10 protein-coding genes are annotated in these 12125 nt (G+C 73.8%); 4 read left to right on the top strand and 6 right to left on the bottom strand.

What is annotated here, in order from left to right; all coding sequences use genetic code 11:
• Nucleotides 1-13 precede the first annotated feature (13 nt).
• Both proB and OH804_RS31360 read left to right on the top strand, forming a co-directional pair.
• Nucleotides 14-1171: a glutamate 5-kinase gene (gene proB / locus OH804_RS31365; RefSeq protein ID WP_406061265.1), complete on the top strand. Its 1158-nt coding sequence runs from the start codon at nt 14-16 to the stop codon at nt 1169-1171.
• A 10-nt stretch (nt 1172-1181) separates the two neighbouring features.
• The gene (locus OH804_RS31360; protein ID WP_196919865.1) at nt 1182-2423 is read left to right on the top strand and encodes a glutamate-5-semialdehyde dehydrogenase; all 1242 of its coding nucleotides are present in this window, start codon (nt 1182-1184) and stop codon (nt 2421-2423) included.
• Nucleotides 2424-2537: 114 nt separating this feature from the next.
• Here OH804_RS31360 and OH804_RS31355 read toward each other — a convergent pair whose 3' ends face one another.
• The 6 genes from OH804_RS31355 to OH804_RS31330 form a co-directional block, all read right to left on the bottom strand.
• On the bottom strand, nt 2538-3425 hold the full coding sequence (locus OH804_RS31355) for a prenyltransferase/squalene oxidase repeat-containing protein (protein WP_196924648.1): 888 nt from the start codon (nt 3423-3425) through the stop codon (nt 2538-2540).
• 126 nt (nt 3426-3551) lie between these two features.
• Nucleotides 3552-4733 carry an adenylyltransferase/sulfurtransferase MoeZ gene (gene moeZ, locus OH804_RS31350; protein ID WP_196919866.1) on the bottom strand — a complete coding sequence of 394 codons (1182 nt, stop codon included), beginning with the start codon at nt 4731-4733 and terminating at the stop codon, nt 3552-3554.
• Nucleotides 4734-4856: 123 nt separating this feature from the next.
• The gene (locus OH804_RS31345) at nt 4857-5678 is read right to left on the bottom strand and encodes a DUF3152 domain-containing protein (protein ID WP_406061262.1); all 822 of its coding nucleotides are present in this window, start codon (nt 5676-5678) and stop codon (nt 4857-4859) included.
• Nucleotides 5679-5780: 102 nt separating this feature from the next.
• Nucleotides 5781-6632: a DUF3152 domain-containing protein gene (locus tag OH804_RS31340; protein WP_406061260.1), complete on the bottom strand. Its 852-nt coding sequence runs from the start codon at nt 6630-6632 to the stop codon at nt 5781-5783.
• A 5-nt stretch (nt 6633-6637) separates the two neighbouring features.
• Nucleotides 6638-7612 carry an alpha/beta fold hydrolase gene (locus OH804_RS31335; protein WP_406061259.1) on the bottom strand — a complete coding sequence of 325 codons (975 nt, stop codon included), beginning with the start codon at nt 7610-7612 and terminating at the stop codon, nt 6638-6640.
• A gap of 23 nt (nt 7613-7635) precedes the next feature.
• Nucleotides 7636-10986, bottom strand: coding sequence for a hypothetical protein (locus OH804_RS31330; protein WP_406061258.1), 3351 nt, complete (start codon nt 10984-10986; stop codon nt 7636-7638).
• Between the two features lie 149 nt (nt 10987-11135).
• Here OH804_RS31330 and OH804_RS31325 point away from each other — a divergent pair, with 149 nt between their 5' ends.
• Together OH804_RS31325 and OH804_RS31320 are read left to right on the top strand one after the other, a co-directional pair.
• On the top strand, nt 11136-11774 hold the full coding sequence (locus OH804_RS31325) for a TetR/AcrR family transcriptional regulator (RefSeq protein WP_030489514.1): 639 nt from the start codon (nt 11136-11138) through the stop codon (nt 11772-11774).
• Nucleotides 11775-11838: 64 nt separating this feature from the next.
• Nucleotides 11839-12066 carry a DUF3107 domain-containing protein gene (locus OH804_RS31320; RefSeq protein WP_196919870.1) on the top strand — a complete coding sequence of 76 codons (228 nt, stop codon included), beginning with the start codon at nt 11839-11841 and terminating at the stop codon, nt 12064-12066.
• Nucleotides 12067-12125: the final 59 nt, after the last annotated feature.

Here is a 12125-nt window from a genome sequence, read left to right as displayed (position 1 = left end):
AATCCGCCACCATATGGGAACGCCGCCGGGCGGTGCGGCCGTGACCACGCAGAATGGTCGGGTGCGCGACGCAGTCACGACGGCCCGGCGGGTCGTCGTCAAGATCGGATCCTCCTCGTTGACCACCGCCACCGGCGGGTTGGCCGACGAGCGCGTCGACACGCTCGTCGACACCCTCGGTCGGCTCACCGCCGAAGGACGCGAGGTGGTGCTGGTCTCCTCCGGCGCCATCGCCGCCGGGCTCGCCCCACTCGGGCTGTCCCGACGCCCGCGCGACCTGGCCACCCAGCAGGCCGCCGCCAGCGTCGGGCAGGGGCTGTTGATCGGCCGGTACGCGGCCAGCTTCGCCCGGCACGGCCGCACCGTCGGGCAGGTGCTGCTCACCGTCGACGACGTGACCCGGCGGGCGCACTACCGCAACGCGTACCGGACGCTGCGCAAACTGCTCGACCTGCGGGCCGTGCCGATCGTCAACGAGAACGACACGGTCGCCACCCAGGAGATCCGGTTCGGCGACAACGACCGGCTGGCCGCCCTGGTGGCCGCGCTGGTGCACGCCGACCTGCTGGTGCTCCTCTCCGACGTGGACGCCCTCTGGACCGGCGACCCCGCCAAACCCGACTCGACCCGGATCGCCGAGGTGCGCGACGACGCGGACCTCGCCGGCATCACCATCGGCGGGGCCGGCCGGTCCGGCGTCGGCACCGGCGGCATGGTGACCAAGGTCGAAGCCGCCCGGATCGCCACCGGCTTCGGCATCCCGGTGGTGCTCACCGCCGCCGACCTGGCCACCCAGGCGCTGGCCGGCGAACCGGTCGGCACGCTCTTCCACCCCCAGCGGCAACGCCCGACGGCCCGGCTGTTCTGGCTGGCCCACGCCACCTCACCCCGGGGGCGACTGCACCTCGACCCGGGCGCGGTCGCCGCCGTCGTCGGACGGCGCAAGTCGCTGCTCCCGGCCGGCATCACCGCAGTGGACGGCACGTTCACGGCCGGCGATCCGGTGGACCTGGTGGACACCGCCGGCGCCTCGGTCGCCCGAGGGCTGGTCAACTACGACGCGGTGGAGTTGCCCGGGCTGCTCGGCCGCTCCACGTCCGAACTCGCCGCGGCGCTCGGCCCGGCGTACGAACGAGAGGTCGTCCACCGCGACGACCTGGTGCTGCTCTAAGGAGTCGATGATGAGCGTGACCGAGCAGGCGCGACGGGCACGGGACGCCGCCGCCGAGTTGGCCGTGGCCACGCGTACGGTCAAGGACGCCGCGCTGGTGGCGATGGCCGAGGCGCTGGTGGCGCGTACCCCGGAGATCCTGACCGCGAACGAGGCGGACCTGGCGGCCGGCCGCGAGGCCGGGCTGAGCGCGGCCGTGCTGGACCGGCTCGCGCTCGACGCGGGCCGGGTGGCCGGCATCGCCGACGCGCTGCGCGAGATGGCCGCGTTGCCCGACCCGGTCGGCGAGGTGGTCCGCGGGTCCACCCTGCCCAACGGCCTGGAGCTGCGTCAGATCCGGGTGCCGTTCGGGGTGGTCGGCATCATCTACGAGGCGCGGCCCAACGTGACAGTGGACGCCGCCGGGATCTGCCTCAAGTCCGGCAACGCGGCGCTGCTGCGCGGGTCGTCGTCGGCTGCGCACTCGAACGCCGCGCTGGTGGCGGTGCTGCGCGACGCGGTCGCCGGGGCCGGTCTGCCCGCCGACGCGGTGCAGTTGCTCGACGCCAGCTCCCGTGACTCGGTAAAGGAGCTGATGCGCGCCCGGGGTCTCGTCGACGTGCTCATTCCGCGCGGTGGGGCGTCGCTGATCCGCACCGTGGTCGAGGAGTCGACGGTGCCGGTGATCGAGACCGGGGTGGGCAACTGCCACGTCTACGTCGATGCCGCCGCCGACCTGGCCAAGGCCGTCGCTGTGACGCTGAACGCCAAGACCCAGCGCCTGTCCACCTGCAACACCGCCGAGTCGCTGCTGGTGCACGCGGGCATCGCCGACGCGTTCCTGCCGCCGGTGCTGGCTGCGTTCGCCGAGGCGGGGGTGACAGTGCACGGCTCACCCGAGGTGGCCGCCTACTCCGCCGCCGTGGTCCCGGCAACCGAGGAGGACTACGCCACCGAGTACCTCTCCGCGGACATCTCGGTGGCCGTGGTCGACTCGCTGGACGCGGCTGTCGCGCACATCCGACGCTTCGGCACCGGGCACACCGAGGCGATCCTCACCGACTCGCAGAGCGCTGCCCGCGAGTTCGTGGCGCGGGTGGACGCGGCGGCGGTGATGGTGAACGCCTCGACCCGGTTCACCGACGGTGGCGAGTTCGGCTTCGGCGCGGAGATCGGCATCTCCACCCAGAAGCTGCACGCCCGCGGCCCGATGGGCCTTCCCGAGCTGACCAGCACGAAGTACGTAGTCACCGGAGACGGGCACGTGCGCTGAGGCCGGCCCTACCCCCTCCCGCGATCTTGCACTTACTGCCCCGGCATAAGGGGCATTCGACGTAAACCCGCGACAGAAACTGCAAGATCGCCGCCTGAGGGCGGGGCGCGGGGCTCAGCCCGGTGGGGTGGGGCGGGCCGCCCGGATCGCGGCCAGCGTGGCGTGCACGTCGAACTGGTGGCCGTCGTCGCTCTCCCAGCCGCCGTCGCTGCGCTGGGTCTCGGTCAGCCGGCGCAGCGCCCGCACCATGATCCAGTCCTGTGGGTCGACACCGGCGCGGCGCAGCGTGGCCGCCAGCCACGCCACGTCCCCCGGGGACATCTTCGGCATCCGCTCGGCGAGCACCACCTGGATCCGCGCCGACTCCTGGAACATCTCCTGCCGGTGCAGCACTGCCGCGCTCAGCCAGCCCGCGGCGAGGTACGACGGCCAACTGCCGTCCGGGCGCAGCCGCGCGGCGAGCGAGTGGGCCGCCGCCTGCACCACCCCGGCGTACGCCCCACCCACCCGGTGGTCGAGCGGACCCGAGGCCCGCGCGTCCAGGCCGGCGACGGTGAGCCAGAAACCGGCGTTCGCCGACACGAGGAACCCGGCCTCCGGGTCGCCGGGCCGGGCCCACTCGGGCGCCGAGTCGGCCAGCGACGCGTCCTCTTCCCAACCGCCGTCGGCCTGCTGCCGGGACGCCAGCCAGTCCAGGGCACGGCGGGCGGCGGGGCGGCCGAGCGCACCCAGGTCGTCCAGCTCGGCGAGCCGGAAACAGGTGGCGTCGATCGAGGCGATCTCACCGCCCCAGGTGGCCGGCCAACCGCCGTCCGGTGACTGGCCGACCTCGGCCGTCTCCAGCAACTCGGCGGGCACGGGGGTGCCGTTGCGGAGCCAGGAGAGGCGGGCGCGTTCCACCGCATCCCCGTGCGCCACGACGAACCCGATCGCGGCTTCCAAGTCGACCACGGCGGAGACGCTACCTGCGCAGACGCGATGCCGCCTCAGGGAATCGGCCAGCCCGGAATGGCTGCGTCGCTCCCGCCGGACGACCGCTCGGCGTCATCTGCGTCGATTCGCCAGGGCGGCGGCGTGAAGCTTGCCAGTCCGGCCGGGGCGGCCTTGTGGGCCGCCCCGGCTCGATCGTCAGTACGCGGGCAGCGACGGGTCGATCTGCTTGATCCAGGAGAGCACGCCGCCCTGCACGTGCACGGCGTCCTTGAAGCCGGCCGCCTTGAGGGCGGCGAGTGCCTCCGCCGAGCGGACGCCGGACTTGCAGTGCAGCACGATCTGCCGGTCCTGCGGCAGCTTCGCGAGGGCCTCGCCGGAGATGATGTCGCCCTTGGGGATCAGGGTGGCGCCGGGGATCTGGACGATCTCGTACTCGGCCGGCTCGCGCACGTCGACGAGGAAGATGTCCTTGCCGGCGTCCTGCCACTCCTTGAGCTCCAGCGCGGTGATGGTCGAGTCGAGCGTCGCCTCCTGCGCCTCCTCGGAGACCGCGCCGCAGAAGTCCTCGTAGTCTTCCAGCAGGTCGGTGACCGTCGGGTTGTCGCCGCAGAGCGCGCAGTTCGGGTCCTTGCGGACCTTGATCTTGCGGTATTCCATCTCCAGGGCGTCGTAGACCATCAGGCGGCCGACCAGCGGCTCACCGATGCCGGTGAGCAGCTTGATCGCCTCGTTCACCTGGATCGAGCCGATCGACGCGCAGAGCACACCGAGCACGCCACCCTCGGCGCAGGACGGGACCATGCCGGGCGGCGGCGGCTCCGGGTATAGGCAGCGGTAGCAGGGGCCGTGCTCGGCCCAGAACACCGACGCCTGGCCGTCGAAGCGGTAGATCGAGCCCCAGACGTACGGCTTACCCAGCAGCACCGCCGCGTCGTTGACCATGTAGCGGGTGGCGAAGTTGTCGGTGCCGTCGACGATCAGGTCGTACTGGGCGAAGATCTCGCGGACGTTCTCCCGGTCCAGAGCGGTGTTGTGGATCTCCACGTTGACCAGAGGGTTGATCTCGCGGATCGACGCGGCGGCGGACTCGGCCTTGGATCGGCCGATGTCGGAGACGCCGTGGATGATCTGGCGCTGGAGGTTGGACTCGTCGACGGTGTCGAAGTCGATGATGCCGAGCGTGCCGACCCCGGCCGCGGCGAGGTACATCAGGGCGGGCGACCCGAGGCCACCGGCGCCGACACAGAGCACCCGGGCGTTCTTCAGCCGCTTCTGGCCGGTCACCCCGACGTCCGGAATGATCAAGTGGCGTGAGTAGCGGCGGATCTCGTCTACGGTCAGCTCGGCGGCGGGCTCGACGAGCGGGGGCAACGACACGGTGGACTCCCCGGGATCGGCGGTGTGAACCGCGCCATTGTTGCTCGCGGGAGCCCCCCTCGGCCATGAGGGACGACACGTGGTCCGGTATGCGGGAGCGGGAATAACCGACGACCCGGCCGATCAGGGGACGATGTCCCCCGCGTAGCGACGGCCGTCGAGGTAGGGCCAGGCGTTGGCGACGCACCCTTGCAGGCCGTACGTCTGCTGCTGCATCACCGGGGCGGGCTCCCCCGGGCCGGGGCACGCCTCGTGGTCCTCGCCGAACTCGTGGCCCACCTCGTGGTTGATGACGTAGGTCCGGTAGGTGTCCAGCGAGGCGCCGTAGTCGGGGACGGCCTCCATCCAGCGGGCCAGGTTGATGATGACCTGACCGGGCAGGCGACAGGAGGTGTAGCGCTCCGTGGTCAGGCCGCCCTCGGCGCACATCTGCTCGGACGTGACCGGGGTGGCCAGGTAGATGGTGAAGTCGGCGGCCCCGGCGTCGGCCACCCGTTGCACCCGCAGCTCGTCGGACGCGATCCAACTGCGCGGGTCGGCCAGCACCTCGTCCACCGTGGCGGCGAACACGTCGGCGTCCTGGCCGGCGCCGCGTTCGACGACGACCCGGTACCGGTGCAGCGGCCCGTCCGTGCCGTGCACGAGAGTCTCGCCGTCGGCGGCGGTGAAGCGTCCCGCGCCGACCGACGGGTAGCCGGTGGGCGCCGGGTGAGCGGCCACGCCACCTCCGTGGCCCATTCCGCCCTGGGTGGTGGCCGGAGGCTCGGCTGACGGCTCGCCGCCCCGGCTCACCGTCACCCCGATGGCGGCGGCAAGGACCAGCAGGCCGAGCAGCATGCTGCGGCGCCGACGCCGGTGCATCCGGACGAACGCGGGACGCACAGCCCGCAGTACCGACCGGTGGCCGGGCGGCCGGGGCGGGCCGTAAGGGGACGACGGCGTCATGGCATCAAGCCTGCCAGATTATTCGGGCATTTCTCCGTTTCTTCGCTTTTGCTGCAAGACGCCCGATGAGGGCTCAATGGTGGGCGTGTCGGACCGGCCGGCTCACAGGGCGGGGCCGGTGTACCGCCGCCCGTTCAGGTACGGCCACGGATTGACCCGGCACCCACTGAGGAAGAGCGTCTGCTGCATCATCACCGGCGCCGGCCGGCCCGCACCGGGGCAGCGCTCATGCCGATGCCCAAGCTGGTGACCCACCTCGTGGTTGATCACGTACGTCCGGTAGACCGTCAACGGCACACCGGCCGAGACGAAGTGCGGCACCGACAACCGCCACCGATCCAGATTGATGATCACCTGGCCGGGCGCCCGACAGGACGTGTACGGCCGACCGTTGATCCGGATGTCCACCCCACCCCTGGCACACATCCGACCCGCGGTGCGGGCGGTGGCCAGGTAGACGGTGAAGTCACGAGGCGCGGCCCCCGGCACCTGCTGGAGCCGCAGCCGACCGCTGTCGACCCAACTGCCCGGCCCGGCGAGCGCCGCCTGAACCGCCTCGGCGAACTCGCCGGCATCCTCAGCACTGCCCGACTCCACAGCGACCCGGTAACGCCGCAGCTCACCCGCCCTACCCAGCACCGGGCCGGAGCGGGCGTCGTAACCGAACCCGCCCGTACCGGCGCTCGGAACCGCACCGGGCACCCGCAACACCGGGGGCCGGCTGGACGGAACCGGGTCGGAGGGCGAGGGCTCAGCCGACGGCGGCAGCGGCCCGGCTACCAGCGGCGGCGGGCCGATCTCCTCGGCGGCCAACCGGTCGGCGCCGGGATGCCCACCCGGCCCCTCGGCGATCACGGTCACCGCCGCGCCGACGGCCACCATCACCGCCACCAGTTGGGCGAGCAGCGCGAAACGTCGCCGACGGCGAGCAGGATGGCGGGCTGAGCTGGGCATCCACGTCAGCCTGCCAGATCAGACCGCCCCGCGGCGTCCTCCGTTTCGGCGAGCAGGCCGACCACCGCGCGGGCAACCAGCCGGGGAACCTCCAACTGCGCCACGTGGCCGACGCCCTTGAGCATCATCAATCGGCTGTCCGGAATGACCCGGGCGGTCTGCGGCGCGACCCGCACGTCGACCAGACGGTCCTGCAGACCGCCCACCACCAGGGTCGGTGCGCGTACCGCCTCGGCGAGGCGCCACAGCGACCCCGGCCCGGGCAGGTACGAACGCAGGAAGCTGGAGACCAGCCCACGGAACGTCCGGACGTACGCGGCGGCGTAGTGCTCGGCCTCGTACCGCACCCGGATCTCCTCCAGCGCCTCGGCCCGGCGCTGATCGCAGATCCGGCTGAGGTCGGCGACGCACGCCTCCAGCACCTGCTGGGCCATCACCTCGGGCGCGAGCTGGGTGAGGTGCCGGGCGACCAGCCGCTCACCTCGGGGAATGGCGAGCACCGGCAGCATCCGCCCCTGCAACGAGCGCCGGAAATTTAGGAACGGCAGCGCCGGGGAGATCAGGGTGAGGGTGCGGACCAGATCCGGCCGGAGCCCGGCGACCTGGACCGCGACCGACCCGCCCAGCGAGTTGCCGAACAGGTGCACCGGGCCTCGACCGGAATGCTCGATCCACCGGACGACAAGATCCGCGAAGGCCGGAATCGTGTAGCGCGGGCCGGGCTCGCTCCGGCCGAAGCCGGGCAGGTCGATGGCCTGACCGTCCAGCCGGTCGGCGAGCAGCCCGGCCAGGTCGGTCCAGTTCTGCGACGACCCGCCCAACCCGTGCACGTACAGCGCCGGCTCCGCGCCAGCGGCGGTGGCCGGGGTGTCCCGGACGTACGTGACCCGGCCGTCGAGGCGGACCTCCCGGCCCGGCCACGGCGGCGGAACGCGGTCGTCGGGGAGCAGGTGGTCCGGCCAGAGAGTGGCGCGTCTCATCGCTCCAGTCTGCCTCGAACCACTCAGGACAGCAGCGCCTCCAGCCGACGGTTGACCGCCGCCAGCGTCGCCCGGACCACCGCCTGACGCGGATCACCCGCGACCAGGGCCGACCCGGCGAGCTGCTCGACCCAACCCTCACAGACCAGCAGCGCCACCACGGTGGCCACCTCGCAATTGCCGAACGGCACCACGGCCGCGTGTTCGACGAAGCAGCGCCCCCGCTCGGCGTTCTCGGCGCCGCGCAGCAACTCGTCCACCGCTGCCGCCGCCGCCACCGCGCAGAGCCGCAGCACGTAGCCGTCCACCGCCGGCCCGGTGGCGTACCCGGAGGCGCTGTCGCCCCCGGCCAGCAGCCGGACCTCCACGTTCGCGTCCAGGCCGAAGGTGCTGACCTGCACGTGGTCGATCACCACCCGAGGCCCCGGCGTGCCGCCGGTCTCCAGCGGCCGGGACGGCGCCGACTCCGTCGTGGTCACCTGACCACCGGAGTACGACGTGCCGAGCGTCGCCGGGCTACCGGTCGCGGCGCCGGCCGGCGCGGACGAGACCGATCCGGGTTCCTCCACCGTGGCGCGACCCCGGTGCGGAGCGTTCGTGCGCCGGCGGCGCGTCGGGTCCGGGCCGGTCCGCTGCTCCGGGCCGGCCTGCGGGGCCTCGACCCGGCCGCCGGGCGGGCGGACGACAGTCGGCGGTTCGGCCGCCCGAACCTCGCCGGGCTCGCGCGAAGCCGCGTTCCGAGTTTCCGGGGTACGCCGCTCGGCGGGACGGTCGGCTGCGCGACGGCGAACCGGCGGAGGTGGCGTGGTGGGCAGGCCGGGCACGTTCTGCGGGGCCGCGGCCAACCCCATCCGCTCCTGGAGGAGCCGGGCGACCTGCCGGCTCACCTCGGCCGGGTCGGCGCCGTCGGCCAGGTCCAGTCGCAGGCTGTGCGCCCCGGCCGGTGTACGGCGCAGGGCCGCGTCGCGGACACCGGCCACCTCCCGGACGGCGTCCAGGATGGCGTTGACATCGAACCCCTCGGGGCGCTCGCGCAGCGGGGCTGGCTCGTCGTCCCGACGCAGGTGGGTGGCGATGCGGGCGAGTTCCGGGGTTTCGGCGGGCGGCTCCACGGCTGGCGGCTCCGGCACGACGGGCACGTCCGGTTCCGCGGGGACGCGCTGCGGCAACACCACGGCGCTCGGGGCCGACTGCCGGCCATCCTCGACCGGCGACGTCGGGTCGGGGGCGGATCGGCGCGCCGCGTAGGACGAGGCGGACGTCGGTGCGGGTTGATCGCGGCGGCCGGGACCGTTCATGGCGGCGGGCGGGACCGCCGCGGTGGATGACGGGGTGACGTCATTCGATGGTGATTCGTTGGCCGGCGCGGCCGGCTGGGATGACTCGACGGGTGACGGACCCGGCTCGGGTGTCGCCGGCCGGAGCCGGAACGGTGCGATCGGCCGGCTCTCGGGCCGGGACCGGCCGGGCGTCTCGCCGCCGTCACCCCCACCGGCGCTGGCCGACCGGCTGGCCGGCCAGGACGGGCGCTCGACCGGGGTGGCGGGGAGCCGGCCCTCGGACCAGTCCGGCCGCTCGGCCCGGGAACTGCTGCTCGCCGTGGGCGAAGCACTGGTCCAGGACGGTCGCTCCGTCACCAGCGACGGGCCTGCCGGAGCCGGTGGCGCGTCGGTCAGCGTGGGAGGTGGCCCGGCCGGTGCCGGGGGCGGCCCTGCGGGTGCCAGGGGTGTCGCCTCGGCCGATGCCGGCGGGTCGGCCGGTGCCGGGCTGGCGGCCCAGGAGGGTCGCATCGGCGGGGAGCTGGGCGGCGCCGGACTGATCGGCGCCGGATCGGAACCGCCGGCCCAGGACGGCCGCGTCGGCGCCGCGCTGGTCGCGGGCGGTTCGGACCCGCCAGCCCAGGACGGTCGTACCGGCGGCACGCTTGTCGCCGCCTCGGACCCGCCAGCCCAGGACGGCCGCGCCGGCGGCACGCTGGGCGGCGTCGGATCGGATCCCCCGGCCCAGGACGGCCGCGCGGGCGACGGGCTGGCGGGGTCGGGGTCGCCACCGCCAACCCAGGACGGACGGTCGGCTGGTGCGCCGGTCGCCCCAGACCCCGCCCAGGACGGCCGGCCGCTGGGCGGGCCACTGGTCGGCGTCGCCCCACCGGCCCAGGACGGCCGGTCAGCCGGCGGACCACTGGTCGGCGTCGCACCACCGGCCCAGGACGGCCGGTCGGCGGGCGGTGCGCTGGTCGGTTCGGCGTTGCGCTCCGGCGCGGGCTCGGACTCGCCCCGGCCGGGTTCGTACGCCCGGGGCGGATCGGCGCGCACCGGCTCGTACGGGCGGGGCACCTCGGCGCGCACCGGCTCGTACGGCTGGTTGGGCTCGGCGACCCAGCCCGGTGCCGACTCGTCCCGTGCTGCCGGCCCAGCCGGCTCATCGTCCTGACGGGACCAGGGCGGGGCCCACCCGCCTCCCCAACTGGGACGGTTCCAGCTCGGCCCCGACCAGTCGGGCTCGATGGCCGGCGACTCCCCGGCACGGTGCGTGTCACCGGGCCGGTGCGCGTCCCCGGTGCGGTGTGTCTCTGCCGGGCGCGAACCCTCGGCAGCGCGACCGGGCTCACCGTCGTCGGCGGGCCCGGCCGGGCCCGGGGTGCGCCCAGAGGTCGCCGCGTGCTCGGGTGCGAGCGGGTCGCGCCAGTCGCGCGGTGCGGTCGGGTTCTCGTCGGCGGCCAGCCGCTCGCCGGTCGGCGCGTGGAAGCCGGGCGGCACCTCGAAGCCCGACGCCGCGGTGCCGACCGGCGGCACCTGGACGGCCGGTGGGGCCGAGGTGGGCAACCCGGGCTCGGCCCAGCGGGCACGGTGCGCGGCGGCCGGATCGACGGTGGACTGTGGGGCGAGGCCCGGGTCGGGCTCGGCGGCACCCTGCTCCGCTGGCGGGGCGGGACGTTGGGCGGGCACCACGAGCCGGTCGCTGGCAGCCCCGGGGCGGCCCTCGGCGGGTAGCCCCGGCGGTGCGCTCACCGGGGTGGTGCGTCCCACGGGCGGTTCGAGACCGGGGTGCGGGACGCCGTTGACGTCATCCGGGTGGTGCGTGCCGTTGACGTGGTGGCCGTTGGTGCGGGCCGGCGACTCCGGGTCGCCCGACCGCCCGACCAGCGGCGATGGCAGGTCGCCGTGCCGTGTCGAGGAGGTCCGCCAGCCCGACGCGGGGTCGGGCTGCCAGCGCGGCGCCTCGTCCCGGGCGTCCTCACGGTCGGCGGCTCGGGGCCACCCACCCGCCGGAGGTGCCCACCCGCTGACGGAACGGCTCGGGTCGTCGTGCTGACCCGTTCCGTCACCGTGCTCTCCCGGGGTGGCGGCTCCGGGTTGCCCTGTTTCACTCACCGCGCGCTCCTTGGTCGCCCCCGCTGAGGCTACCGTGTGCCGAGAGTGGCGATAAGTTACAGCGGCGGGCCATTTCCACGACCGAGGTCACGGGCCTCGCCCGGTCTGGGGGGAAAATGCCGGCTCGTACGGAGAACTCGGAGGATCCCATGACCGCTGCGGGGAACGGTGCACAGACCGCCGGCCGGCCCACCCGCCTGCCCCGCTCCGCGCGTCGTAAGCAGCTTCTCGCTGCGGCGCAGGAGGTGTTCGTCGCGCAGGGCTACCACGCCGCCGCGATGGACGACATCGCCGAGCGGGCCGGGGTCTCGAAGCCGGTGCTCTACCAACACTTTCCCGGAAAGATGGATCTCTACCTGGCGCTGCTCGACACGCACTGTGACGCCATCGTCGCTCAGGTGCAGGACGCGATGCGCGGCACCAGCGACAACAAGGAGCGGGTCAGCGCGTCGGTGCGGGCGTACTTCGACTTCGTCGACCACGAGAGCGAGGCGTTCCGGCTCGTCTTCGAGTCGGATCTGCGCAACGACCCGGCGGTGCGGCAGCGGGTGGAGCGGGTCGAGCAGGGCTGCATCGCGGCGATCACCGACACCATCATCTCCGACACCGGGGTGAGCCGGGCGCACGCCGAGTTGCTGGCCTCCGGGCTGGTCGGCGCGGCGGAGACGGCAGCGCAGTTCTGGCTGGCCGGCGGCCGGCAGGTGCCGAAGGCCGAGGCCGAGGCGTTGGTGGCCGCGCTGTCGTGGCGGGGCATCGCGAGCTTCCCGCTGCAAGGTGAGTCAGCCTGACCGCCGACCCCGTGATCGGATAGCCTTCGCAGGGCGGTTCTTTCGCCCCAGTTGAGGAGGCACAGTGGAGGTCAAGATCGGCGTGCAGTACGCGCCGCGCGAGCTGGTACTGGACAGCGCGCAGTCGCCGGCCGAGATCGAGCAGATCGTGACCGACGCCTTCGCCGGCAACGGCGGCACGCTGTCCCTGACCGACGAGAAGGGCCGGCGGGTCATCGTTCCGATCGAGAAGGTCGCCTACGTCGAGATCGCCGAGGCGTCGTCCCGGGCGGTCGGGTTCACCGTCCGCTGACCGGTCCGGCCATCGCGGCAGGTCGGCACTCGGCCCACCTGCCGCAGGCCGGCACCGGC

The sequence above is a fragment of the Micromonospora sp. NBC_00860 genome, from assembly GCF_045207375.1.
Classification (GTDB): domain Bacteria; phylum Actinomycetota; class Actinomycetes; order Mycobacteriales; family Micromonosporaceae; genus Micromonospora; species Micromonospora vinacea.
This window is presented reverse-complemented; position numbering and strand designations above follow the sequence as displayed.

Bases quoted from the DNA above. Each gene is read 5' to 3' on its own strand.
- proB (WP_406061265.1), top strand. From the start codon at position 14: ATGGGAACGCCGCCGGGCGGTGCGGCCGTGACCACGCAGAATGGTCGG.
- OH804_RS31360 (WP_196919865.1), top strand. From the start codon at position 1,182: ATGAGCGTGACCGAGCAGGCGCGACGGGCACGGGACGCCGCCGCCGAG.
- OH804_RS31345 (WP_406061262.1), bottom strand. From the start codon at position 5,678: ATGACGCCGTCGTCCCCTTACGGCCCGCCCCGGCCGCCCGGCCACCGG.
- OH804_RS31340 (WP_406061260.1), bottom strand. From the start codon at position 6,632: ATGCCCAGCTCAGCCCGCCATCCTGCTCGCCGTCGGCGACGTTTCGCG.
- OH804_RS31335 (WP_406061259.1), bottom strand. From the start codon at position 7,612: ATGAGACGCGCCACTCTCTGGCCGGACCACCTGCTCCCCGACGACCGC.
- OH804_RS31325 (WP_030489514.1), top strand. From the start codon at position 11,136: ATGACCGCTGCGGGGAACGGTGCACAGACCGCCGGCCGGCCCACCCGC.